This is a genomic window from Cupriavidus sp. KK10 (assembly GCF_018223725.1).
Taxonomy (GTDB): Bacteria; Pseudomonadota; Gammaproteobacteria; order Burkholderiales; family Burkholderiaceae; genus Cupriavidus; species Cupriavidus necator.
This window is the reverse complement of the sequence record NZ_CP073677.1, coordinates 1,265,317-1,287,303: the sequence shown is the minus strand read 5'-3', so window position 1 is coordinate 1,287,303 and position 21,987 is coordinate 1,265,317. Positions and strand designations below refer to the sequence as shown.

The 21,987-nt window shown below is 66.4% G+C and carries 27 protein-coding genes; 10 read left to right on the top strand and 17 right to left on the bottom strand.

Going from position 1 to position 21,987, the window contains the following annotated elements; genetic code table 11:
* The first annotated feature begins 31 nt into the window (after positions 1 to 31).
* From KB879_RS06400 to KB879_RS06385, 4 genes are all read left to right on the top strand, one after another.
* Positions 32 to 733, top strand: coding sequence for a tetratricopeptide repeat protein (locus KB879_RS06400; protein ID WP_153954364.1), 702 nt, complete (start codon positions 32 to 34; stop codon positions 731 to 733).
* 71 nt (positions 734 to 804) lie between these two features.
* Complete coding sequence (locus KB879_RS06395) at positions 805 to 1,389, top strand: peptidylprolyl isomerase (RefSeq protein WP_153954365.1); 585 nt, start codon at positions 805 to 807, stop codon at positions 1,387 to 1,389.
* Between the two features lie 21 nt (positions 1,390 to 1,410).
* Entirely contained in the window at positions 1,411 to 1,911 is a 501-nt protein-coding gene (locus KB879_RS06390; protein WP_013956230.1) for a peptidylprolyl isomerase, read from the top strand.
* A gap of 66 nt (positions 1,912 to 1,977) precedes the next feature.
* Positions 1,978 to 2,775, top strand: coding sequence for a UDP-2,3-diacylglucosamine diphosphatase (locus KB879_RS06385; RefSeq protein ID WP_013956229.1), 798 nt, complete (start codon positions 1,978 to 1,980; stop codon positions 2,773 to 2,775).
* A 30-nt stretch (positions 2,776 to 2,805) separates the two neighbouring features.
* On the opposite strand, the gene cysE is transcribed toward KB879_RS06385, so the two are convergent.
* Together cysE and KB879_RS06375 are read right to left on the bottom strand one after the other, a co-directional pair.
* Entirely contained in the window at positions 2,806 to 3,549 is a 744-nt protein-coding gene (gene cysE, locus KB879_RS06380) for a serine O-acetyltransferase (protein ID WP_035825307.1), read from the bottom strand.
* Between the two features lie 305 nt (positions 3,550 to 3,854).
* Positions 3,855 to 4,754 carry an RNA methyltransferase gene (locus KB879_RS06375; protein ID WP_211980946.1) on the bottom strand — a complete coding sequence of 300 codons (900 nt, stop codon included), beginning with the start codon at positions 4,752 to 4,754 and terminating at the stop codon, positions 3,855 to 3,857.
* A gap of 122 nt (positions 4,755 to 4,876) precedes the next feature.
* Here KB879_RS06375 and KB879_RS06370 point away from each other — a divergent pair, with 122 nt between their 5' ends.
* The 3 genes from KB879_RS06370 to KB879_RS06355 all read left to right on the top strand — a co-directional run bounded on the left by KB879_RS06370 (position 4,877) and on the right by KB879_RS06355 (position 7,017).
* Positions 4,877 to 5,695, top strand: coding sequence for an inositol monophosphatase family protein (locus tag KB879_RS06370; RefSeq protein WP_013956226.1), 819 nt, complete (start codon positions 4,877 to 4,879; stop codon positions 5,693 to 5,695).
* A 223-nt stretch (positions 5,696 to 5,918) separates the two neighbouring features.
* A complete protein-coding gene (locus KB879_RS06365; protein ID WP_010808971.1) occupies positions 5,919 to 6,134 on the top strand; it encodes a YdcH family protein in 216 nt (71 codons plus the stop codon).
* A gap of 448 nt (positions 6,135 to 6,582) precedes the next feature.
* Positions 6,583 to 7,017, top strand: coding sequence for a universal stress protein (locus tag KB879_RS06355; RefSeq protein WP_153954433.1), 435 nt, complete (start codon positions 6,583 to 6,585; stop codon positions 7,015 to 7,017).
* Positions 7,018 to 7,502: 485 nt separating this feature from the next.
* On the opposite strand, the gene KB879_RS06350 is transcribed toward KB879_RS06355, so the two are convergent.
* Both KB879_RS06350 and KB879_RS06345 read right to left on the bottom strand, forming a co-directional pair.
* Positions 7,503 to 7,805, bottom strand: a complete 303-nt coding sequence (locus KB879_RS06350; RefSeq protein ID WP_211980945.1) for a hypothetical protein — start codon at positions 7,803 to 7,805, stop codon at positions 7,503 to 7,505.
* 25 nt (positions 7,806 to 7,830) lie between these two features.
* A complete protein-coding gene (locus KB879_RS06345; RefSeq protein WP_211980944.1) occupies positions 7,831 to 8,070 on the bottom strand; it encodes a hypothetical protein in 240 nt (79 codons plus the stop codon).
* A 464-nt stretch (positions 8,071 to 8,534) separates the two neighbouring features.
* Here KB879_RS06345 and KB879_RS06340 point away from each other — a divergent pair, with 464 nt between their 5' ends.
* From KB879_RS06340 to KB879_RS06330, 3 genes are all read left to right on the top strand, one after another.
* Positions 8,535 to 8,753, top strand: coding sequence for a DUF2188 domain-containing protein (locus tag KB879_RS06340; protein ID WP_211980943.1), 219 nt, complete (start codon positions 8,535 to 8,537; stop codon positions 8,751 to 8,753).
* A gap of 99 nt (positions 8,754 to 8,852) precedes the next feature.
* Complete coding sequence (locus KB879_RS06335) at positions 8,853 to 9,074, top strand: DUF2188 domain-containing protein (protein ID WP_211980942.1); 222 nt, start codon at positions 8,853 to 8,855, stop codon at positions 9,072 to 9,074.
* A gap of 38 nt (positions 9,075 to 9,112) precedes the next feature.
* A complete protein-coding gene (locus KB879_RS06330) occupies positions 9,113 to 9,391 on the top strand; it encodes a hypothetical protein (protein ID WP_211980941.1) in 279 nt (92 codons plus the stop codon).
* A 756-nt stretch (positions 9,392 to 10,147) separates the two neighbouring features.
* Here KB879_RS06330 and KB879_RS06325 read toward each other — a convergent pair.
* The 13 genes from KB879_RS06325 to KB879_RS06265 form a co-directional block, all read right to left on the bottom strand.
* The gene (locus KB879_RS06325) at positions 10,148 to 10,702 is read right to left on the bottom strand and encodes a DUF2514 family protein (RefSeq protein WP_211980940.1); all 555 of its coding nucleotides are present in this window, start codon (positions 10,700 to 10,702) and stop codon (positions 10,148 to 10,150) included.
* On the bottom strand, positions 10,686 to 10,982 hold the full coding sequence (locus tag KB879_RS06320; RefSeq protein ID WP_211980939.1) for a phage holin family protein: 297 nt from the start codon (positions 10,980 to 10,982) through the stop codon (positions 10,686 to 10,688). The genes KB879_RS06325 and KB879_RS06320 overlap by 17 nt, the downstream gene beginning before the upstream one ends.
* A gap of 23 nt (positions 10,983 to 11,005) precedes the next feature.
* Positions 11,006 to 11,647: a glycoside hydrolase family 19 protein gene (locus KB879_RS06315; RefSeq protein WP_211980938.1), complete on the bottom strand. Its 642-nt coding sequence runs from the start codon at positions 11,645 to 11,647 to the stop codon at positions 11,006 to 11,008.
* 96 nt (positions 11,648 to 11,743) lie between these two features.
* Positions 11,744 to 12,094, bottom strand: a complete 351-nt coding sequence (locus KB879_RS06310) for a hypothetical protein (RefSeq protein WP_211980937.1) — start codon at positions 12,092 to 12,094, stop codon at positions 11,744 to 11,746.
* Positions 12,091 to 12,417, bottom strand: a complete 327-nt coding sequence (locus KB879_RS06305; protein WP_211980936.1) for a hypothetical protein — start codon at positions 12,415 to 12,417, stop codon at positions 12,091 to 12,093. The genes KB879_RS06310 and KB879_RS06305 overlap by 4 nt, the downstream gene beginning before the upstream one ends.
* Before the next feature lie 7 nt (positions 12,418 to 12,424).
* The gene (locus KB879_RS06300) at positions 12,425 to 13,648 is read right to left on the bottom strand and encodes a hypothetical protein (RefSeq protein ID WP_211980935.1); all 1,224 of its coding nucleotides are present in this window, start codon (positions 13,646 to 13,648) and stop codon (positions 12,425 to 12,427) included.
* Positions 13,649 to 13,650: 2 nt separating this feature from the next.
* The gene (locus tag KB879_RS06295) at positions 13,651 to 13,839 is read right to left on the bottom strand and encodes a hypothetical protein (RefSeq protein ID WP_211980934.1); all 189 of its coding nucleotides are present in this window, start codon (positions 13,837 to 13,839) and stop codon (positions 13,651 to 13,653) included.
* Between the two features lie 14 nt (positions 13,840 to 13,853).
* On the bottom strand, positions 13,854 to 14,129 hold the full coding sequence (locus KB879_RS06290; RefSeq protein WP_211980933.1) for a hypothetical protein: 276 nt from the start codon (positions 14,127 to 14,129) through the stop codon (positions 13,854 to 13,856).
* Positions 14,130 to 14,193: 64 nt separating this feature from the next.
* Positions 14,194 to 14,727, bottom strand: a complete 534-nt coding sequence (locus tag KB879_RS06285) for a hypothetical protein (protein ID WP_211980932.1) — start codon at positions 14,725 to 14,727, stop codon at positions 14,194 to 14,196.
* Positions 14,724 to 15,680 carry a tail fiber domain-containing protein gene (locus KB879_RS06280; RefSeq protein ID WP_211980931.1) on the bottom strand — a complete coding sequence of 319 codons (957 nt, stop codon included), beginning with the start codon at positions 15,678 to 15,680 and terminating at the stop codon, positions 14,724 to 14,726. Before KB879_RS06280 ends, KB879_RS06285 begins: the two co-directional genes overlap by 4 nt.
* On the bottom strand, positions 15,677 to 16,606 hold the full coding sequence (locus KB879_RS06275; RefSeq protein ID WP_211980930.1) for a hypothetical protein: 930 nt from the start codon (positions 16,604 to 16,606) through the stop codon (positions 15,677 to 15,679). The genes KB879_RS06280 and KB879_RS06275 overlap by 4 nt, the downstream gene beginning before the upstream one ends.
* Positions 16,607 to 18,088, bottom strand: coding sequence for a hypothetical protein (locus tag KB879_RS06270; protein ID WP_211980929.1), 1,482 nt, complete (start codon positions 18,086 to 18,088; stop codon positions 16,607 to 16,609).
* Positions 18,089 to 18,090: 2 nt separating this feature from the next.
* A complete protein-coding gene (locus KB879_RS06265) occupies positions 18,091 to 21,981 on the bottom strand; it encodes a hypothetical protein (RefSeq protein ID WP_211980928.1) in 3,891 nt (1,296 codons plus the stop codon).
* Positions 21,982 to 21,987 lie beyond the last annotated feature (6 nt).

Sequence of the window (21,987 nt, the reverse complement as noted above, 5' to 3'; positions counted from 1 at the left end):
AATGCCGCGGAGTATAACGGACCTGTCCTCAATGAGCCTGCCGCTGCCCTCCCCGTGTTCTGCCATGTTCGCCGCCCCCGCGCGCCGACGCGGCCATCGCGCCGTACTGCCCCTGCTGGCCCTGGCCGCCGCGCTGGCGGCCCCTGCCTACGCGCAGAACGGCCCGCTGTCGCTGGCCGCGCCGACGGCGCCGGCCGGTGGCATCCAGTCGACCGACCCTGGCATGAGCGAGGCCCAGCAGGCCGCCAACGCGCGCCGCTACGACGAAGCCATCAAGGGCTTTGACCGCGTGCTGGCCGCCAACCCGCGCAATGCGCAGGCACGCTTCCAGCGCGCCTGGGCTCTGGCCCAGTCCGGCCGCGAGGACGCCGCCATCCAGGCCTTTACCGAAATGGCGCAGGACTTCCCGGAACTGCCCGAGCCCCACAACAACCTGGCGCTGCTCTACGCCAAGCGCGGCGACCTGAAGCGCGCCGAGGCCGAGTTGCTGCTGGCCACCGAAGTCAAGCCGGGCTTCGCCATTGGCTACACCAACCTAGGCGACGTCTACCGCCGCCTGGCCGAGCAGGCCTACACCGAAGCGCTGCGCCGCAATCCGGGCGATGCCCGCGCCAGCACCGGCCTGCGCCAGCTGAACCCTGATGCCGCGTCGCCGGCGGCGCCCGCCGGCACTGGCCGCAAGGCGACGCCAGCGCAGCGCCAGGCACCTGCCAGCGCCCCTGCGGCCAACTGACGGCCACCCATTCCAAGGTCCGGGCGCGGCGCGCCCGGACCATGTGCATCCAGACTTACCGGAGTTCCTTCATGATCCGTTCCCGTCGCATCGTCCTGGCCGGCCTGACCGCAGGCGCCCTGGCACTGTCCTCGTTCAGCGCGCTGGCGCAGCAAAAGGCCGCCGAACGCGTCCAGTTCGCCACCAGTGCCGGCAAGTTCACCATCGAGCTCTACCCCGAGGCCGCGCCGAAGACCGTCGCGAACTTCCTGGAATATGTGAAGAGCGGCTTCTACAGTGGCACCATCTTCCATCGCGTGATCAATGGCTTCATGGTGCAGGGCGGCGGTTTTGACCGCGACATGAAGGAAAAGCCCACCCGTGCGCCTATCCCGCTGGAAGCCCGTAGCGGCCTGAAGAACAAGGCCGGCACGGTGGCCATGGCACGCACCAGCGACCCCAACTCGGCCACCGCGCAGTTCTTCGTCAATGTGGTGGATAATTCGAATCTCGACTACCCGCAGCCGGACGGCAACGGCTACGCCGTCTTCGGCAAGGTGGTGGAAGGCATGGAGACGATCGACAAGATCAAGAGCGTGCCGACCACGGCCTACGGCCCCATGCGCAATGTGCCGGCCGCGCCGATCGTGATCGAGTCGGCCACCGTCGTCAAATAATTACCGAACAGAGGAAATCCCATGTCCAAGGTCCAGCTCCACACCAACCAGGGTGTCATCACCATTGAACTCGACGCCGAAAAGGCCCCGAAGTCGGTCGAGAACTTCCTGTCGTACGTGCGCAAGGGCCACTACGACAACACCATCTTCCACCGCGTGATCAAGAACTTCATGGTCCAGGGCGGCGGCTTCGAGCCCGGCATGAAGCAAAAGGGCACCGACGCCCCGATCGAGAACGAAGCCGGCAACGGCCTGAAGAATGACCGCTACACCGTGGCCATGGCGCGCACCAACGCCCCGCACTCGGCCACCGCGCAGTTCTTCATCAACGTGGTCGACAACGACTTCCTGAACTTCTCCTCGCCCACGCCGCAGGGCTTCGGCTATGCCGTGTTCGGCAAGGTGGTGGAAGGCACCGACGTGGTCGACCAGATCAAGGGCGTGCGCACCGGCAGTTCGGGCTTCCACCAGGACGTGCCGCTGGAAGACGTGGTGATCGAGAAGGCCGTCATCGTCGAGTAAGCCGATGCCTGCCGATTGCGGTTCCGTGCGCATCCACGTGCCGGCATTCCCCTTCCGACACCGCGCATGACCGCAATCCCCCACACGCCGGTGGCCGGTCCCTTCGAGGCACAGGCGCCGGCGTGGTTCATTTCAGACCTGCACCTGACGCCCGGCATGCCCCGCACGCTGGCGGCCTTCGAGCGCACGCTCGAGCGCGCCGCGCAGCACGCGCGCACGCTGTTCATCCTGGGCGACTTCTTTGAATTCTGGATCGGCGACGAAGAAACCGACTCGCCCTTCGCGCAGCGCGTGACCGGCGCCCTGCGCGCACTGGCCGCGCGCGGCGTGGCCGTGTATTTGATGCACGGCAACCGGGACTTCCTGCTGGGCAAGCGTTTCGCCAGCGCGGCCGGTGCCAGCCTGCTGCCCGACCCCACCGTGATCCACTGTGCCGGCCAGCGCGTGGTGCTGAGCCACGGCGACATGCTGTGCATCGACGACGAACGCTATAACCGCTTCCGCCGCTGGACCCGCAAGGGCTGGGTGCAACGCGTGTTCCTGGCACTGCCGCTTAGCGCGCGTCTGTCGATCGCCCGCAAGCTGCGGGCAGACAGTGAAGGCAACCGCGCCAGGCAGTTGAGCGCGGGTGCGCCCGTGCCGGTGATCTATGGTGATGTGGCGCCCGCCGCCGCGGCCGAGTTGCTCGGCGCCGCCGGTGCGTCGCTGCTGGTGCATGGACACACGCACCGCCCGGCACGGCATGAAGAAGCCGCCGGCGTGCGCTGGGTGCTCACTGACTGGGACCTGGACGGCGCCCATCCGCGCGCCGCGGTGCTGCAACTGGATCGCGACGGCTTCCGCCTGTTGCCGCAGACGGACTGAGCGACAGCGCCGGCCCGGCCCCTGCCCCGCTCACTTCATCAGCCTGCGCAGTTCGCTTGCGTCGAAGGGATCGTTCGGCGTGTTCTCCAGGTGTTCGCCAAGCCGGTCGAGTGCGGCCAGCACCGCCTCGATGCGGTCGTGCTGGCGCCCCGCATTGTCGATCAGGCTCTTGAGCGCCAGCGACACCGGATCGTCCGCATTGGGCGTGATGCCGTAGGCCGAGAACTCCTGCTTGGCACCCTGCTGCGCCGATGGCGCATCCGGCAGGATGATACGGGCCGGGATGCCCACGGCAGTCGCGCCCGGCGGCACCGGCTTGAGCACCACCGCGTTGGAGCCCACGCGCGCGCCGTCGCCCACCACGAATCCGCCCAGCACCTTGGCGCCCGCGCTCACCACCACGTTGGCGCCCAGCGTGGGGTGCCGCTTCTGGCCCTTGTACAGCGAGGTGCCGCCCAGCGTCACGCCCTGGTAGATGGTGCAGTCATCGCCGATCTCGGCGGTCTCGCCGATCACCACGCCCATGCCGTGGTCGATGAATACGCGCCGGCCCAGCTTGACCGCCGGATGGATTTCGATGCCGGTGAAAAACCGCGCCCAGTGCGAGATCCAGCGCCCCAGCCAGTGGAAGCCCGCGTTCCAGCATCCATGCGCAAAGCGGTGGAACACCACGGCATGCAGGCCGGGGTAGCAAGTCAGCACCTCCAGGCGGCTGCGCGCGGCGGGATCGCGCAGCATGATCGTGTCGATATCTTCCTTCAGGCGAGAGAACATCTTGGTCGTGTCGTGTTGCCGCGCCGTGCGCCGCGCCACGCGGGCTGGTGCCCGGGACAGGGTCGCCGGCGAGGTCAGTGGCCGGTGGGGACGGGATCAGGGAGTGTAAGTGATTTGCCGGACCCGCTTGGGGTACCGGTGTTTGGCCCCTGATCCGTCAGGGACATTGCGGCGATGCTGCGATCAACATCGCCCGGGCCTGCGCAAACCCGCAGCCGCGGGACGACAGCACGCGCGCTTGCCGCGCATGCCTGCATCGCCCTGCATCGAATCGCTCCGGTTTGCTGCCACTGTCCTTGCTCCTATCACCGGTCCTGGTGCGGGCCCGGCTGGTTCTGCGCGGCGATCAGCATGTGCTTGGCGATGCCGCGCAGGATATTCACTTCCTCGCGCTCCAGGCCGCTGCGTGCCAGCAGCCGGCGCAGCCGGGTCATCAGCCTGCGCGGGTTGGACGGATCGAGAAAGCCGATCGCCTCCAGGCCCGTCTGCAGATGGCCGAACATGGCCTCGACCTGCTCGGCCGTGGCCGGCTCACCAGCATAGCCGATATTGGCGCCGGCGTCCGGGGCCGCCTCCAGCAGCGCCAGCCGCAACTCGTAGGCGATGAGCTGCACCGCCTGCGCCAGGTTCAGCGAGGTATAGGCGGGATTGGCGGGGATATGGGTGACGGCGTTGCAGCGCTCGACCACTTCATTGGGCAGGCCATAACGCTCGTTGCCGAACACGAAGGCAACGCCGCCGCTGCCGGACAGCGTCTGCCGCGCACGTTCCGCGGCCGCGCGCGGCAACAGCCGCGGCGGGCCGAACTCGCGGTGGCGCGCGGTCATCGCCACGGTCAGCGCGGCGCCGGCCAGCGCCGCGTCGACCTGGTCGACGATGAGCGCGCCCGCCAGCACATCGTCGGCACCGCTGGCCATGGCGATGGCGTCGGGGTGCCGCAGCACCTCCGGCTCGCGTGGCGAGACCAGCACCAGGCTGCCGAAGCCCATGGTCTTGATCGCGCGCGCCACCGAGCCCACGTTGCCCGGGTGGCTGGTTTCGACCAGCACGAAACGCACGCGGCCGAAGGCGTCGCCGCCGGGGTCTCCGCTGTTGCCATCGGCAGCGGGCTGGCTCGTATCAATTGCCGGGTTCATATACAATTCGAGGTTCTTCTTTGGCGCGGCGCCAGGTTTTTGCTTGCTCGCGAGACTCTCGCGGCACATTTGCAGCAGAACCGGCGACGCCCGACGTTCTTCTACAATCCGTTGTGTTGTCAGCTGCCCATGAGCGGGCGTGCGGCGCTTTTGCGCCCCGCCGCGTCGTCATGGCCGGCCTGGAGAGATTCATGCATCCGATGCTCAATATCGCCGTCAAGGCGGCCCGCAAGGCGGGATCCATCATCAACCGCGCGTCGCTCGACGTCGATCTGGTGCGCGTCTCGCGCAAGCAACACAACGATTTTGTCACCGAAGTGGACCGCGCCGCCGAAGCCGCGGTCATCGAGATCCTGCGCACGGCCTACCCGGAACACGGCATTTTAGCGGAAGAATCCGGCCAGTCCTGGGCCGAGGGTGAAGACACCCACGAGTACACCTGGGTCATCGACCCGCTGGACGGCACCACCAACTTCATCCACGGCTTCCCGCAATACGCGGTCTCGATCGCCCAGCTGCACCGCGGCACGCCCGTGCAGGCCGTGGTCTACGACCCGACCCGCGATGAACTCTTCACCGCCAGCAAGGGCGCCGGCGCCTTCCTGAACAACCGCCGCATCCGCGTCACGCGCCGCGACAAGCTGGCCGACTGCCTGATCGGCACCGGCTTCCCGTTCCGCGATCTGGAAGGCCTGGACGAATACATGGAATTGTTCGCGCTGATGACGCGCAGCTGCGCCGGCCTGCGCCGCCCGGGCGCAGCCGCGCTGGACCTGGCCTATGTGGCCTGCGGCCGCCTGGACGGCTTCTTCGAGCGCGGCCTGCAGCCGTGGGACATGGCTGCCGGCATGCTGCTGATCACCGAATCAGGCGGCCTGGTCGGCAACTACGCCGGCGAGCCGCGCCAGATGGAACAGGGCGAAGTGCTGGCCGGCAACCCCAAGGCGTTCGCCCAGATGGTGCGCCTGCTGTCGCCGTTCTCGCTGGACAACGCCAAGCCCGCCGCCTGACACCGGCACCTGGCCTGACGGCCAGATCAGCCATACACCGACGCCCGCCGCACCCCGGCGGGCGTTTTGCATGGTGCGCCCCGCCTGCCACCGCGCCCTGCACTGCAGACCTTTCTCATTCCCCAGACGGCCATGATCCTCGTCAAGGTCGCCCCACCCTGCCCTCCCCAAAATAAAACCATGCGCCACGCCCCGTGCGCGCGGATCCAGCAGGAGAGCCAGCATGTTTCCCGAATACCGCGACCAGATCACCACCCTGAAGACGCAGGATGCCCGCTTCGCGCGCCTGTTCCACCGCCACAACGCGCTGGACCAGGAAATCCACAACATGGAGTCGGGGCTGGTGCCGGCCTCCACCTTCGAGATCGAGCGGCTGAAGAAAGAGAAGCTCCTGCTCAAGGACCAGCTGTACGCGATCCTGCGCAACACCGCTGCCTGACGGAGGACCGCAGATGACCGATCGCGACACCATCCAGCCCTCCCACGCCGCTACCCCGCCACGTGCCCGCGCCACGGCCAGGGGCGACGTGCTGCCCACCAACTCGGCGCTTTCAGCCCAGCGCAATGAAGTCGACAGCGCCGTCGACGCCGCGGTGCAGCTGGTGGCCAGCAGCATGCAGGACATCCTGGCCAGCCGCGCCGGCCACAGCGCCGACATGCTCGACGCCGTGCGCACGCTGCTTGACGGCCTGGCGCCCGACGAAGCAGCGCAGTTGCGCAGCCTGATCCTCGAAGGCGATCCCGCCGCGTGGCAGGCCGGCCGCAAGCGCCATCCGGACGACGAGCTGTCCGCGGGCTGGCGCGAAGGCGCGTACCCGTACCAGAACCTGATGTCGCGGCGCAATTACGAAAAGCAGAAGTACCGCCTGCAGGTGGAGCTGGCCCCTATGTTCAAGCACATCCTGCTGCCCGTCGACGGTTCCGAGCTTTCCCACAAGGCCGTGTCCGCCGCCATCCAGTTTGCCCGCACTGCCGCGGCGCGCCTGACGCCCTACATGTGCGTGGAGACCTACCCCTACATGGTGGGCAGCGACAGCACCCATGAGCGGCGCGAGGTATTCCAGCAACGCGTGGAGGCACTGGCGCGCCAGGAACTGGCCAAGATCGAGGCCGCGGCGGCAATGGCCGGCGTCCCCTGCGCGGGCCACGTCTCGGCCGCCAGCGCCCCGTATCACGGCATCATCAACGCCGCCCGGGACCTGGGTTGCGACGTCATCTTCATGGCCTCGCACGGCCGCAAGGGCATCAGCGGGCTGCTGCTGGGCAGCGAGACGCAGAAGGTGCTGACCCACAGCGACGTGCCGGTGCTGGTGTTCCGCTGACGGCACGCCGCCGACCCCGCCGCCGGGCCAGATCCGGCCCACGCGGCGCGGCAACCGCTGCCCCGTGCTGTACCATATCGCCCATATTCGAAAACGCCCCTTCGCGCCACGGCCCCAGGCCGCTGGATGACCGCCCGGACGCCCCGCGCGGCCGCCACCCGGCTTGCGCAAGGCGGCGATCCGAGCGGAGCGGGCAGCATCAGGCAGGCCCACCGCCAGACAGGCTAAATGGCAATGGGATTGCAGAAGAAAACCGACCCGGAACAGGCGCAGGCAGATTCGGCCGCGAGCCGCCACACGCCAATGATGCAGCAGCGCCTGTCCCGCGCCACATAAGCCACTGAGCAGGGCACTACGCCAAAACCCACGCCGAACTTATGCAGCAAAAAGCACTTTCCCAGCAGGCCTGATGCCCGCTTGCATCTACCCGGTCGTCTCTTCCCGACCCTGGTCGCCCCCTGGACCAGGTTGTGACCGAGGCGCGCTCAGATGGATTGCTCTCCGGGGGCCAAGGGCAGTAAGCCCATAGGTAGGCCCGTCTCGCCGGCGATTTCGACCAGGCGGGCGAGCTTTTCGAGGGCCATCTGCAGGGCTTCAGCACTGCTAGCGTGAGGCTTGCCGGCGCGGAACACAGTCTGTACGGTGCCCACCAGCGTGTGATGTCGCGCCAGCACAAAGCCCTGACTCAATCCGCTACTGGTGAGTTGGGTGTAGGCGCGGAAATCGTAGTAGCCCACCCGCCTAAAAAGGTCGCGCTCGGGGCCGCACTCCTGTTCTAGGTCGGGCACAGGTGATAGCGGGAGGACGGACACATCAGTGCACGGAATCTGCGTCGCTCTGACCGAGAGGATCCGTTAGATATCGGCGATACGCAAATTCGACATCTGCGTCCGCATCGGCACGGGCTTCCAACGGCGTGCTCCGGCATTTGGCGCAATGAAAACGCCACTGCCCGGCCCCCGAGTCGATCATGAGAAAGCCTCGGTAGCGGCCAGCGGCCAACTCCTCCACCGCAGTGATGATGGATATGCCACTACGCTCATAGGTTGCCATGGCTGCAACTGCAAGGATCGGTCATATTCGAGAGTGTAGCCACGCAGGTTCTACACGCAACCCCATTTCCATGACCACGATCAAGGGCAGGTTGAGCGACGCAGTCCAAGGCCCAAGGCCCTTCCGCCAGTCAGCACGTTTCAAACCGCGACTCTCCTGTGCCCAGCTCCGGGCGATCTACGAGCGCAACCCGGGCGTTGAGGTGCGCGAATTGCTTGCGAAATCCACACCGGCTCCATATCCTGCTGCGCCGCGCGAACCAGTTGCAGGAGGCCAGCGACGCCGGCTGGGAACCGCCTCCCAGCGCTGACGGGAGCTGCCGCTATAGGCACATTGCTCCCATTGGGTGTTCTTCCCAAGACTTGCCCTTTCGCAATCCACGAAAGTAGGAATGCGCCCGACACAAGGCGCGGCTCGTTAAATCTAGAACGAACACATGACCAATGCGAACATAGGAGTGTTCGGTGTCCACTTCAACAGTACATATATTTCCCGACGAAGATCGTTGGGCAGTAGAGACAGATGACGGGCGTCAGCGTGTCACCTACCCATCACGAGGCGCCGCGATCGCGGCAGGCGTTCAAATCGCCATGGCAGAGGACGCCGTCCTGATGATCCATGGCGTCAACGAGGAGCCAAGCGCCATCGACTTCAGTGAGTGCGATGTACCGTTGATCAATTGATCGCTCCCGCGGACAGCGCGTAGTAGGCTGCTGGGAGGCCTGATACCAGCAGCCTACTACGCGCGCGGGGACTGGCTCCATAAACTTCAGGAGACAGACATGCCAGGCAATGACATTCATGTTGTACCGGCCGGAGACCGCTGGGCGGTTGAAGCTGAAGGCGGGCATGGCCGCGAAACGTTCGACACGCAGGATGAGGCTATTACCGCCGGCACGGAGCGCGCCAGGGAAAAGCAGGTCGAACTGTTCATTCATGGCCGTGACGGCCAGATCCGGGAGCGCAACAGCTTCGGCCACGACCCCCGCGACATCAAGGGTTGACACCTATGCCCGGCCGGCCTGCGGCCGCACCCCTGAACTTGGCCAGCTTCTCGCTGATGCTGGCCAAGCGCGGCGTGATGCCGCATGGCGACGACTGGCAATACGAACTGAAATTCGACGGGTATCGCCTGCTGGCGCGCACGGGCGAACCCGCGGTTCGCCTGCGTGAAGGCGGCGACGCCACGTTAGACGCGCCACCGCGGTACAGGCTTGGCATGCTAACAGCCCCCGACTTCGGCCTGGAGGGCGTGGTTGGAAAGCGCCGCCAGGTCGGCGTACCGCTCTGGCGAGCGATAGCGCGACTGGATAACGATTAAGCGACCAGGGGTGCCACCTGAGCGGTTCAAGAGATAAACATCGTAATTGCTCTGTGCGAGAGCCCACATTGCTTTTGCTGAATGCCCCCCTACGCTAGAAAGGCACGGTAGGCGATGCCCACCCCCCGGGGCATCCACTGTGCATTTCGCCCCGCCGCGATCTAGTCAAGCGGCGGGGTGCTTTTACACCTCTTACTGACTAGGCCGAGGGTTCTGCGGCTCGCCCAATACGACTTCAAGCCCTCGCCAACCTTGGCCGAGAACCTTTCCTTATCGGGCCGGTATCAACGCCGTCGCTGCGCTCCGAGGGCTGGCCTGCCTTCCTGGCATGATCGGTGTACTCAGCGAATTGTCCCACTCGCATGTCGACCGACGAACATCCAATGAGCTTGAGCGTCACCACGTCAACGGGCATCTCGATTGAGGAATTCGTTGTTGAAACACACTTAATGGGGCTGCGGTGTAGACATTGTGGCGGATGCCAATTCAACGAAAATCGTCCAGCATGGAATAAGCGGGGCTCGTGACCTCGCCTTTACGGCCACCGGGGAACGCCCCCAGGCCCCAAGGGCCTTTTTTTCCGTCATTAGATGGACACAGCCCTCGCCCACCTTGGCCGAGGGCTTTTTCTTTTGTCGGACGGCGCCTGAAACCGGCACCTGTCCGACGCACTGAGACTGGCCGCCCCCCTCGAATAGAGGCTGCTGCCGGAAGCTCTGCTGCCGCTTTTATCCCTTCTACTTTTGAGCTTGCGGCTCACCGATTCACTACTCGCTCGGTCAACGCGTCATAGCTGCGTTCGCAGGCGAGCCCGGCGCCTCGGCTGGCGTCAAGCTCTGCAGCCAGCTCTCCCGCTCGCGCATCAGCCCGGCCGAGCACGTCGGCGAGCAGATCGACGGGAGTGGCGGCTGGCGCGCCGCCGCCGACAGCGGCGGGATCGCCGGGGCCTCGACTGGCATTGGCGAGGGCGGTTGCACGTGCGAGCAACTCGCGACGAGCAGTGTCAGCAGCCCGAGCATCGGCCCGGGCGGCCTCGGCTTGTTGGATGGCCGCATTGGCGATCTCCGTCTGTGCCGCGGTGCGGCGTTGTTCTTCGAGGCGCGCGGCGTTGACCGCCTCGGCCACCTGCCTGGCTTGCTCCGCGCGAAGCTCGGCCAGCTCGCGCCCGTACTCAGAAAGCTGGCGCTCATAGTGATTTCCCTGCAGCCACCAGGCGAGCGCCCCGCCCAGCACCGCACCGACCGCCACCATAAAAAAGGCCGCCGCCAGGCGGCCCTTCCATGCGGCCAAGAACTCAAGTGCCTTTGCCATGCCGGCCCTCGCTCTGGCGCAGCCTGCGCTTAAAGTAACTTTCCAGGGCCTGTGCGCCAACGATGCCGAATGCGCTGCCAAGCCCCACCAGTGCTACCGGGTTGAGCTCGGGGAACTGAATGAGCGCCATACCGGCCACCATCGAGGCAGCTGCCCCCATCACCGTCCGAGCGACCACCAGGCGCACGGTGATGGCTTCGTCGCTGGCCAGCAACTTGCCCAGGCCAATCATGGCGCCGACGACCACCAACATAAACAAGCTCTTTTCTGGTTCTTGCATGTACCCGTTTCCTTTGCGGTCGTTTATGCGTGGATGAATTGCTGGGCACGCAGCCAGCGCTGCCGCCGGTCGTCGAGCCCGTTGGTACCGCCGTTGATGCGCCGCGTGAGTTGCGCGAAGTCGCCACGATCGGCCAGCTCGTTGCAGCCGTGCGCGAACCAGAACCACGCCGCTGACCGAGCCGCCAGGCGATCATCGGTGGCGAGCAACTCCGGCTGCGCGACCAGGTCGACGCCGAGCGCATGACCGCAGGCCTCGTAATTCGCGCGGAAAGTGATCTGCTTCAGGCCGCGGCCGCGGAACTTCCAGCCGTCACCGGTGGCCGCTTCGCCGTTGCCGTACCGGCTGGCGTAGACGATGCTGGCGATGCGCGGTTGCCGCTCAAGCGGCACCACACGCTCGCCCGCCTGGCGACCCAAGGTGCCGGCCAGCTTGACCGGCATGCGCGCACCGAAGTTGACCACCAGGCCCTGCACCGAGTAATCGAAGGATTCCGCCAGGGAGGAGAAGCCCTTCGATTCATGGCCGACCTGGGCAATCCAGGCCGCCACCCGGTGCGGAAGCAAGATGCCAAATTCGAACAGCGCGGCGTCGACGTGTGGCCACCAGCGATCGGCCAAGGCAGCGCTGAGATTGGCTGCCTGCTGAAACGTCTGTTTGTCCATGGCTCCTTTCCATAAAAAAGCCCGCACGCGGCGGGCAAGAAAAAGCCACCCCTCAGGGTGTCCCCTCAGGGTGGCCCGTATTGGCGTGGTGGCGGGCTAGGCCGTCAGCAGGCGATAGGCCTCCTCCTGCGTGACGTCCAGGTCGTAGTTGCTGGCCAGCATCCCGGCAAACAGCAGCGCCGGCAGCGGCCCGGTGACCGCCAGTTGGGCGCGGTAGGCCTCCAGCTCGAAGCGCAGGCGCCAGCGGCGGCTGATCTGGTACAGCAGCCCATTGAAGCCCCAGCAGCGCCAGAACTGGCGTACGTGTGTGAGCTCGTGCGCGAGCAGCGCCGTGCTGGTACCGGGGCGCACCAGCACCACCGGGCCGACGGCGTAGCCATCGAAGCGGGCCGGGATCAGGCGCGTCGTGGTGACGATCAGCGCTAGCGGATGCGTGCCGAGCTTCATGCCCACACCCGATACGGTGTCGTCGGTGCCGGGTCAAGGATCCAGGCGCCGACGTGCGCGAGCTCGGCCTCGGTCAACAACCGCACCAGGCGCAGGTTGGTGTGCCAGCCCGGCACCGGCGTGGGCGGCGTGATTATGTTGCCCTCGGCATCCCACTCGCCGCCGGTCGAGATCTCGCCGGGTGAGGTGATGCTGACGCCGTCGGCTGGCACGCGCTGCGGTTGTCCATCGTCGCCTAGCAGTTCAACCGTGAGCCCTGCTGCTAGCAAGCCAGCGCGGACGGTGTCGCGGTCGGGCCCGCGCAGATAGTAGTCGTGGAACATTGTCACCTCACGCGGTCAGGGCTTGGAGTTCGGCATTGGTCAAGCGGCGCGGGAAATATCTGGCCTGTCGAATCCAGCCTCCCCAATAACCAGCACTGCCCGTAGACCCGATAACCAGACGATCAAGTCCGCTAGGCAGCGTTGCCTGGGCTAGCGTGTTGACGGCTGCGCCGTTCAAGCAGAGCGCGTTGTCCGAAGCTTTGTAAGCGAAAGCCATCTTGAACTTGGCTCCGTTAGCAATGGTGGGGCCATTCACCGGAAAACCCTGCCCACCGGTGCTGATTTGTGCGGAGCCTAGGTTTGCGGCGGAACTGCGATACATGGCAATGTTTTCGCTTCCGTTCGCGCTGGAATAGAGCACTAGCAAGCGAGGCGAATTGCCGCCGTTTTGCACCGAGTTGGCGTTGTAGCATTCCGCGTCAACAAAGATCGTCCCCTCGCTGGGATTGAATCCGATCTTGCTCAGGTCGGTGATGATCGCATTGTCGGGGCTGCGAGTAACTTGGGAGCCGGTCGTCTTAATGTAGGACGATCCGAAGGCCCCGCTCGCCTCGATCATCGCGCCGTAGACGGTCAAGCCTGACACACCGTCACCTGTGTATGTGGTCAGGTTATTGGTGTCTGCTAGCGTGATGTACGTGTTGGCCGAGGCGCTGTTCGTCGCGGTGAAAGAGAACTGCCCCCGGAACAGGCCGTTGGGAAGAGCCTCAATTCTCGCGTTGGCCGCGTTCACGACCTGCGACACAGAGCCCCCGCCGGAGGGGTCGAAGGTTACCGCGAGGCTGCCTGCAATCACCGACGCCGACGAGAGTGCTAAGCGCAAGCGGCGAGCAGCGCCTACCGTCTTGGCTCGAAAGAAGATGGAACAGGTATAGGTCTGCCCAGCGGTGTACGCGATCGCCGATCCCGCTAGCTCCTTACTACCTGCGGCCCCGTTGTTCTCGGTGATGTCGAACGCGGACAGTGCGCCGTCCGGCGCTAATTGCGCCGACGTTGCAACAGCGATAGCGGTCTTAATCCAGTACGAGTTCGAAAAGTTCTCGGACTGTAGAACAAGGTTCGTGCGCTGCTCCTCCACCAGCAACCCACGTGCCGCCAGCGTTGCCGGGTCATAGTCCAGGCGCGGCACGTTGGCCGACTCCTGCACCAGGATGCCGCCGCTGCTGTAACGCCAGGCAGCAGACGCACGCGTGAACGCGACGATGTCGCTGAAATTCTTGCTTGTCAGCATCGTTATCCCTTACGTTGAAACACACCGACGGCGCCATACGGCCAGCTCGGGTCATCGTCCCACGCCTGGTGCGCGTCGACGATCAGATTGAGATCGAGGGTCAGCGCATTGACGGAGACGAAATCGAGCTTGAGCGTGCCCTTACTGAGATCGTCCGCGTCATAGGCGCCACCCCCACCGCGCCCCGTCAAACCGAGTCCCAGCCCTAGCACAGCGCCACCAGGTCGGCTGCCGTGGTACCAGTCGCCATCACGCGCACGGCGCGCACAGGCAACATCTCGCCGGGATAGCAGTTACGAAACAGCACCGTCGAGCCGTCCATGCGCATCGCCACCACATCGCCGCCGGTCCCGACGCGGATGGCTCGGGACACCGTCGGGAAATCACTGGCCGACGTGTCGCCCTTGGTAATCGCGAAGTACTCGGACGAGGGCGAGTTCAGACCGGGGACATGAAACTTGAACTTGTCTTCTGCAGGCATGCAGGCCTCCAAATATAAAAAGCCACCCGCAGGTGGCACGATGGAACAGAAGCCCGGGCGAGCCCTAGAGCTTGATGAGGTTGACGTCCCAGTAGCCGGCAGACTGGAAGAGGCAGGTGCTGTGGTCGGTCCCGGTCGTCTCTGGCGTTCGCCAGTTACCGGTAGAGGAGTTGTAGGAGAACACGACCTCACGCAACACCCCCCAGTCGCCGTCCAGCAACTGCCCCTTGATGTCATTCCGGAAGCCCGGGTCCGAGGCAAAGTTCAGAACGCTGCCAGACCCGGCAGTGTTGAGCGAGGACTGGATTGCAGTGATGGCCACATTCCCGAAGTAGGGATCGACCGCCTCCGCCAGGCCACCGTCCGCGGTTAGCCAGCTGTAGTAGGTCGTCGAGCCGGTCGTCTGCTTGACAGGCACCAGGCCCCACCAGGGACGCGTCTTGCCGAGGAGTTGCGCCAGCGTAATCGGCCCACCGCTGAGTCGACTAATGCCGAGCAAGCGCTTCACGTCATCGTGGTTGATAAACATGCCCCCGGCGGCTCGCAGCTCGGTGGCCACGTTCGCCAGAGAAATGGGCGCGGAAGCGGGCGTTGTCATGCGCCCCTCCGCTCAAGTACCTCAATGCGAGCGCACAGCTCCTTGACCGCCTCGATCAGCACCGGTCCCAGAGCGCCGTAGTCGACAGACAGCATCCCATCGCCGCCTTCCCGCACGGCTTCCGGCAGCACATCCCTCAGTTCCTGCGCCAGCACACCGACGAAGCGGGGGCTGTCCGCGATGTCGCTACGGACGTAGGACACGCCGCGCATGCGCTTCACTTTGGCGACCGCTGCCGGGATCGTCTGGACGTCATCCTTGAGTCGCGCGTCCGACGCCCAGACCACGTTCACGGTGGCGGAGAGGGTGCCGACGCAGCGCAGATCGCCCTGGAAAATGTACTTGTAGAGCGAATCGTCCGCCGCGCCGCCAAACAGGTGGCGGCCCGAGCTGTTGACCAGGTGCTCGGCCACGTAGGTGCTGAAGTCCCGAGCCGTCGCCGTATTGCGCACCAACGAATAGGCACCACTCTCGACCTGGCTCTGGAACACGCCGGCGGCGCCGCTCTGGTCGCTCTCCACGTAGCGCGTGTAGGGCACCGTGTGGGTGAGCGTCGCGGTCTTGCCGGCGAGCGTGTCCGTCGTCACCGACGTCGCCGTCAGCGCGGTCACCGTCAGCGCCGGCAGCGACTGCACCCACGCGACGCCGTTGGCCGCGCCGTTCACCGCCATGACCTTGTTGGCATTGCCGGCCAGCGCCGGCGCCCCGGCCGCGGCCTGCGCTGCCGAGGCATAGGTCTGCGCCTGGGTGGCCGAGGTGGCGGCATCGGTTTTGTACTGCAGCACCGTCGCCGCGGTGGCCTTGATCCACTGCGCCACTTTCATCAGCTGCTGCAGCGCGACCATGAAGCGGGTGCGGTGGCCACCGTTGGCGAGGCCCGTGGTGGCGTTGTCGGTGTCGTCGATGGTGATGTTGTCGCCGCCGACGTCCGTGGTAAAGGTGACGCTGGTCATGTCAGTTCCTCGATTTCAAACGGGTTGCTGTGATTGCCGACGAAGGCACGCGTGATCGGGTTGAGCTGGCGCAGTCGCCCGAGGTACGACTGACGCAGCAGGTTAATGGCATCGTCCTTGTCCCAGATCAGCAGCACCTCGCGGTCGACGCCGGCCTGGCGCTGGAGCTCGAATACGCGGCCAAGCGCCTCATCGCGCGATAGGAAGCCGAGCTCGAAGCGCGTCACGCGCCGCCCGCTCTTGCGGTCAAAGTACGGCGTGCCGGACAGCGCGCGCTGCACCGTGGTGTCGGTCTCCCAGCCCAGCGATGCGCCCCACTTGGCGTTGTATTGCGGCTGCCAGGCGCGCCCGACGAACACGCGCCCGAACTCGACATAACCGTCCGGGTTGGCCTCGTCGTCGACCTCCACCTTGATGTAGCGCCCCGCCGTCGGTTTGGGCAGCACCACCAGCAGCAGCGACGGATACTCGCGCCGCGCCTCCTCGGTGATCGAGCCGGTCCAGAAGTTGTCATCCTCCCACTCGAGCGCCGAGGGCGGAAACAGCGTTGGCCACGCCAGCTGCCAGTCAGGGTCCCACAGCAGATAGGAGGCCGCGACGAAATCCAACTGCAGCGAGGCCGAACCGTCGGGCGGCACCACCACCGCGTTGTCGTAGACCGGGCTCGCAAAGCTCGGATCGTTGGCCATCCGCAGGCGCCACTTGGCGGCCGTCGACAGGTTGTGTCGCACCACTGCGATCACCGACACCAGCCGGCTTTGCCCGAGATCCAGCACGAACTGGGTATCAGCCTTGGCCGCGGTGGTGCTGCGCGCCACGCGCGACAGCCGCCGGTCCATCAGATTGTTGAGCGCCACCTGCCAACTGCCACCCGACAGGGTGCCGCCGTCGGCGACGTTTGGATGCGCCAGGAGTACATTTGCCATTTAGCCCCACAAGGTCAGTTTGGCCGTGCCGCGATCGACGCCGGTGTCCAAGCCGATCACCCGCAGCAGACGGCCGCTTAAGCCGTAGCGACTGGTTTGCACCGTCACCACGCTGTCCAGGTCGATCGCGCCGAGCTCGGCGAGCGGGATCTCGATATCGACCAGCGCGCGCCGCACGCTGTACAGGTCGGCGCGCCGGCTGGCCTCGGCGGCCGCGTCGGCTTCCGCCACCAGCGCGGTATCGAAGATCACCGCCTCGGACGACGGCCAGGCCGTCTGTACCGTGGTGCGCTCGCTGGCGGTCTGACGAAGATCCAGCGCGAGGAACGCCCGCCGCGCCGCGCTGACCGATCCCGCCGGCTGCGCCTGCACGGTGTAGTTGCGGGCGAAGCGCACCACCGAGCGCCAGCTCGGCACGCCGGCCGAGCGCACCGTGAGCGCCATCTCGGCGTCGGCGTAGATCGTGGTCGGCGTGCCGCTGGGCGCGGTCAGGCGCCCCATGCGCAGCCGGTTGAGGCGGTCGAAGCCGTACCAGGCACCGATCGCGTTGGCCAGCGTATCCATCACCGCCTGCGCGCTCGCCTCGCCATCGACCCAGACCCCCACCGGCGCGGCGTTGGCGGCGTTGAGCGCGGTCACGTCGGCCGCGACAATGTCGCCGGACGGGATCCCCGCATCGAGCGCCACCGCCTGGAGCAGTGCCCCCGCCCGGGTCTCGGTGGTGGCCACGTCGACGGTCACCTGCCCCGCCGGCGACGAGCCCAGCCGGCACAGGCCGCCCCAGCAGCGCACCGTGCTGGCCGCGGGCGCGGTGGCCAGGAGATCCGCCGAGCTCGCATAGTCGGCGCCGCGCGTGAGCGCCACGCCGTTGTCGTAGACCGTGCCGACCGTACAGCCCTGGTCGGAGACCTGGTAGACCAGCTTGCTGCTGTTGACCAGCTTGGCCGGCAGGTTCAGTACGCTGCCGTAGACGCGCGGCTTGTACTGATCCTTCAGGTCGTCCTTGGTGCCCTCCAGGCCATCGGGCAGCACGTTGTTACCGGCGTACTTGGCGCGCGACAGCGGCCTGCCCAGTGCCGCCAGGCGATCGCGCACCACCAGGCTGATGTCGCTGCCCGCGCTGCGCACGTCGTCGAGCAGCCCCGACAGCACCACCGGCCAGCCCGACACCGCCGTGCCGAGCGCGCCGGATTTGACCACGAAGGGGCGGCCGTCAAACGCATAGTCGGTCAGCAACGCATCAAGCTGGCCGTCCGGGTTGGACAGCAGGATCTCGCCCACCGAGGCGCGCGAGGCGCCGTAGGTGGTGGCCTGGTCGAACAGCACGCGCGACAGCCGCGGCGGCTCGACCAGGCGCGGGTCGAAAAACGCATTGGCCGGCGTGTCGGTCGGGCGCGTGGTGAAGCCTGCGTCGGAATACCGCAGGGTCTCCACCAGCCCGGTCGACAGCCGCCATGCACTCACTTCAATGGCAATGGTCATGGCTACTTGTTGAGTAAGTCCTGTTGCAGCCGCACCTGCTTGGTTTGCACCGCCATGACCTCCTCATGGCGCGCGGCGGCCTGGGCCTCCTTGACCGCCTCGACCTGGCCCACGGCGTCACGCAGCGTCGCCAGCTCGTTGCGCAGCGCCTTGACCTCCGCCACCAGCGCGGCGTTGGCGCCCTGGCCGTACTGCGACCAGTTCGGCGACTGCGCATACTGCGCGCTTTCCGCCCGGGTCAGCACCCGCTCGCCCTGGTGTAGCTCGGCCAGGTAGCCGTCGAAGGGCACATAGGCGAGGCCGCCGGCGTGCGAGCCGTCCGGGCGGAAGCCCTGCACCGCGGCGTAGTCGGCGGCGTACTGCCCGCCGCTCGCGTAGAAGCCGCGCGAGGCCTCCAGGAAGGCCTGCGCGATCTGCGTCCACTTGGCCTGCGCCTCGGCATCCCCGCCCTGCGCCGCGGCCGAGGTTTGCTCGTAGCGGCGCCGCGCCTCGGCATACTGCTGCTCCGGCGTGAGCGTGGACAGGTTGCTCAAGCCCAGCGACTGCTGGAACTCCTGCACCTGTTTGCCGAAGGCCTCCATGGCTTGACCGGCCTGCCCCAGGACATCGGTCATCTGCGCGAAGGCGGGCGCGATCTCCAGCAGGTTGGCGTACAGCTTGCGCCCGCTGTCGCTGCTCAGGTCGATGCCTTCCATCATGGCGCGGAAGGCCTCCTTGCTTTGCGGCATGACCACGTTCAGAGCGGCGAACTGCTTGGCCAGCTGGTCCTGCGCGAGCGCCTGCTGCTCCTCGGCGCTGTAGAACGTTTGGTAATACGTGGTCAACCCGTTGACCAGCGCGTCCATGCCGCCAGCCGCCTTGGCCAGCGCCAGCGCCGCGGTGGCAGACAGTTGGGCGAAGCCCTTGAACGGCATGTCCTGCACGGCATCGCTGAAGCTCTTCAGGGCGTCCAGCGTGCCCAGCACCGCCTGCACATCGGTGGCGCTGAGCTTGCTGGCGTCAATGCCCGACAAGAACTCGGCAAACGGCGCCTCCAGGTTCGCCTGCTGCAGCCCCTGGATGACCGAGCGCTGCAGCTGCAGCTCGAAGGCCGCCATCACCTTTTCAGGGTCCTTCTCGCCCTTCAGGTCCTCACGCCCCGGATACCAGCCGTCGCCGAAGCCTGCCGCGACGAAGGAATTGCCCTTCTTCGGGCTGACTTCATAGCTGGCCTTGAACTGCCCCAGGCCAGCCATCGACCCACCGAACTGCGTCGCTAGCGCCTCCATCGACGCATAGGTCGAGCCGATGGCAGCCGTGACCTGCTCGGCCGCGCGATCGCCCCCGGACGGGCCGGCAAACTTCTGCGCCCGGCCGTTGGCGTCGACCGCGTAAGAGGCGCCATAGCGCGTTTCGCCGCCGCCACCGATCAGCGACCCCAACGCCGCGCCAGCAACCGCGCCGATGATGGTGCCGACGACCGGCAGCGCCGAGCCCACCGTGGCGCCGATCGCGGAGGCGGCCGCGGCACTGGAGCCGGCCACCGCCAGCCCGCCGATGGCGCCCAGGCTGCCGCCCATGGCCGAGTAGCCTTTGTTGTTGAACAGCGCCCCGCCCAGCAAGCCCCCGGCGATACCGGCGCCGGCGCCCCACAGGCCGCTCGCGCCATTGAGCCAGGACAGGTTCGACGCCGCCGAGCCAGCCGTGGCCGACAGGCCCGCCGAACCCCCGGACAGCGACATGGCCGATCCGGTCCCGTACAGCGACAGGCCAGCGTTGGCGCCGTAGCCCACGCCCGACACCCCCGAGCCAAGGATCGAGGCACCGGTGCCGGCACCGAACACGCCGGACGCCAGGTAACCACTGCCACCGAAGGCCGCGCCGCTCACGCCGGCCGGTGCGCCGCCGAACAGGCCGGTTGCCCAGTTGTAGGCATCCCGGCCATACCCCAGCCAATCCGTGCTCCCGCCGTTGCCCGAGGCGGCATTGGCGGTATTGCTGCCGAAGCCCAGCGCGGTCATGGCGGTGGTCTGCACATACTGGAACGGGATGCGCAGGAGGGTGGCCTTGAACATATTCTTCAGGCCGTCCAGGAAGGCCTTGCCATAGCTCGCGCCATTCTCGAAGGCCCGGAAGAACGAGTCGGTGAGCGACTGGTTGATCTGGTCGGCGACTTTGCTCCATTCCTTGGCGGTCTCTTCCGCTTCGTCAGCCCGCGACTGCTTGCGCGCATTGGCGAGCTTCTGGTCGGCCAGCACGTTGAGCAGATCGGCCTGCTCGCGCAGCGCTGCGGCCTGCGCCTCATACCCAGGCATCAGGTCATAGATGGCCGCCTTGGACCGCTTGGCCGCCGCCTGCTCGGCCAGCCGCGCCGACTCGAGTTCGACCAGCTGCTGCTTGTTAAGGCCGATCGCCTGGCCTTCCAGGAGCGCCGTCTCGATGTTGGTCCGCAGCGCGTCGGTGCCCTTCTCGATCGCGTCCCACTCCTTGTCGCGGGCCTCGAGGTACTCCTTGCGCGACTTGGCCGCCTTCTCGCCGGCGATCACCTCCTGGTAGAGCGCGGTGATCTGCGCCTTGCTCTGCTTGAGCGACGCATCCTTGCCGATGCGCAAATCCTCCAGGAACTTGGCGTAGGCCTTTTCCCCGTCGGTCAGCTCCTTGGTCGACGCGGTGACCGCGTCCTGCACCGCGATCTGCTCATGCAGCGACTTGATCAGCTTGTCGGCCTCGCTTTCCTTGGCCTCCCCGGACTTGCTTTGCACCGGCGCCTTGCGCTTGGCACCACCAGCCCCATCATCCTCGCCGCCACCACCGGCCTTTAGATTGGCCAGCCGCTTCTCTAGCTCCTGCGAAAACAGCTTGCGGTTGAGGATCTCGTCGACATCCGCGAGAAAGGCGTCCCCGACATTGGCGGCCGCCTTGAATTCCCCTTGTGCGAGCAGCACGGCCTGCGCGGCCGCGGCCCCAATGCCCTTGCCGATCAGCTCGAAGGTGCGATAGACGCCCTGCCCCGCGTCGACAATGAAACCCAGCACGCGCGCGGTATCCATCGCCCACTCGCGCAGCGTGCCGTCCTTGCTCAGCCGCTGCGCCGACTGGTTGAGCGAGTCGGTGTCCGTCGCCGCCTCGATCATGGCCTCCATGAAGGCGTTCATGGCCGGCAGCGCCGCGGCGTTGATCTGGTTGAAGGTGCCGCGGGCCACCATCGCCATGCGGTCGAGGTTGTCGTTGAAGTCACCGGCGGCCTTGGTCGCCGCCTCCGGCACGATCACGCCGAAGCGCACCGCCTCCTCGGTCGCCTTCTTGATGCCGTCGGCGCCGCTGCTGAGCCAGGCATTGAGGTTGGCGCCCGACTTGCCAAACAGATCCACGGCCAGTGCGGTCTTGCCGGCGCCATCCTCCATGTCGGAAAACTTCTCCATCACGTCGGCCATCACCGCGTCGACGTCGCGCAGTTGCCCGCCTGCGTCGACCACCGACACGCCGATTGCGCGGAACAGCGCCGCCTGGTCCTTGCCGCCGCCAGCCGCCTCGGCCATGTTGACCGAGAGCTTCTTGACGGCGCCGCCCACCTCGTCGAGGCCGAGCCCGTAGAAATGCGCCTGGTAGGCGTACTTCTGCAGCGTGGTAGCGTTGACCGCCAGTCGCTCGGAAAGCTCGTCGACGGCATCCAGGCCATCGATCGAGGACTTGACCGACATCAGCACGGCCGACACGCCCGCGAAGGCGGCCACCGCCGCCGCGACCTTGGTGACGGTTTCCTGCGCAAAGTCACCGATCTTGCCCTTGGCCTCGCCGGCGACCTCGCCGATGTTCTTGCCGAAGCCCTGCGTATCGGCCTGTGCCTTGCTCAGACCGCGCGTGTAGTCGCTCAGGTCCAGCCCGAGCTTGATGAGCAGATCGCCCAGTTTCATGCCTGT

Coding starts and splice junctions, on each gene's coding strand:
- KB879_RS06355 (WP_153954433.1), top strand. CDS start 6,583: ATGTTCAAGCACATCCTGCTGCCCGTCGACGGTTCCGAGCTTTCCCAC.
- KB879_RS06365 (WP_010808971.1), top strand. CDS start 5,919: ATGTTTCCCGAATACCGCGACCAGATCACCACCCTGAAGACGCAGGAT.
- KB879_RS06285 (WP_211980932.1), bottom strand. CDS start 14,727: ATGACAACGCCCGCTTCCGCGCCCATTTCTCTGGCGAACGTGGCCACC.
- KB879_RS06280 (WP_211980931.1), bottom strand. CDS start 15,680: ATGACCAGCGTCACCTTTACCACGGACGTCGGCGGCGACAACATCACC.
- KB879_RS06320 (WP_211980939.1), bottom strand. CDS start 10,982: ATGCAAGAACCAGAAAAGAGCTTGTTTATGTTGGTGGTCGTCGGCGCC.
- KB879_RS06300 (WP_211980935.1), bottom strand. CDS start 13,648: ATGCTGACAAGCAAGAATTTCAGCGACATCGTCGCGTTCACGCGTGCG.
- KB879_RS06370 (WP_013956226.1), top strand. CDS start 4,877: ATGCATCCGATGCTCAATATCGCCGTCAAGGCGGCCCGCAAGGCGGGA.
- KB879_RS06310 (WP_211980937.1), bottom strand. CDS start 12,094: ATGAAGCTCGGCACGCATCCGCTAGCGCTGATCGTCACCACGACGCGC.
- KB879_RS06390 (WP_013956230.1), top strand. CDS start 1,411: ATGTCCAAGGTCCAGCTCCACACCAACCAGGGTGTCATCACCATTGAA.
- KB879_RS06325 (WP_211980940.1), bottom strand. CDS start 10,702: ATGGCAAAGGCACTTGAGTTCTTGGCCGCATGGAAGGGCCGCCTGGCG.
- cysE (WP_035825307.1), bottom strand. CDS start 3,549: ATGTTCTCTCGCCTGAAGGAAGATATCGACACGATCATGCTGCGCGAT.
- KB879_RS06400 (WP_153954364.1), top strand. CDS start 32: ATGAGCCTGCCGCTGCCCTCCCCGTGTTCTGCCATGTTCGCCGCCCCC.
- KB879_RS06305 (WP_211980936.1), bottom strand. CDS start 12,417: ATGTTCCACGACTACTATCTGCGCGGGCCCGACCGCGACACCGTCCGC.
- KB879_RS06275 (WP_211980930.1), bottom strand. CDS start 16,606: ATGGCAAATGTACTCCTGGCGCATCCAAACGTCGCCGACGGCGGCACC.
- KB879_RS06265 (WP_211980928.1), bottom strand. CDS start 21,981: ATGAAACTGGGCGATCTGCTCATCAAGCTCGGGCTGGACCTGAGCGAC.
- KB879_RS06375 (WP_211980946.1), bottom strand. CDS start 4,754: ATGTGCCGCGAGAGTCTCGCGAGCAAGCAAAAACCTGGCGCCGCGCCA.
- KB879_RS06385 (WP_013956229.1), top strand. CDS start 1,978: ATGACCGCAATCCCCCACACGCCGGTGGCCGGTCCCTTCGAGGCACAG.
- KB879_RS06290 (WP_211980933.1), bottom strand. CDS start 14,129: ATGCCTGCAGAAGACAAGTTCAAGTTTCATGTCCCCGGTCTGAACTCG.
- KB879_RS06270 (WP_211980929.1), bottom strand. CDS start 18,088: ATGACCATTGCCATTGAAGTGAGTGCATGGCGGCTGTCGACCGGGCTG.
- KB879_RS06395 (WP_153954365.1), top strand. CDS start 805: ATGATCCGTTCCCGTCGCATCGTCCTGGCCGGCCTGACCGCAGGCGCC.
- KB879_RS06335 (WP_211980942.1), top strand. CDS start 8,853: ATGCCAGGCAATGACATTCATGTTGTACCGGCCGGAGACCGCTGGGCG.
- KB879_RS06345 (WP_211980944.1), bottom strand. CDS start 8,070: ATGGCAACCTATGAGCGTAGTGGCATATCCATCATCACTGCGGTGGAG.
- KB879_RS06315 (WP_211980938.1), bottom strand. CDS start 11,647: ATGGACAAACAGACGTTTCAGCAGGCAGCCAATCTCAGCGCTGCCTTG.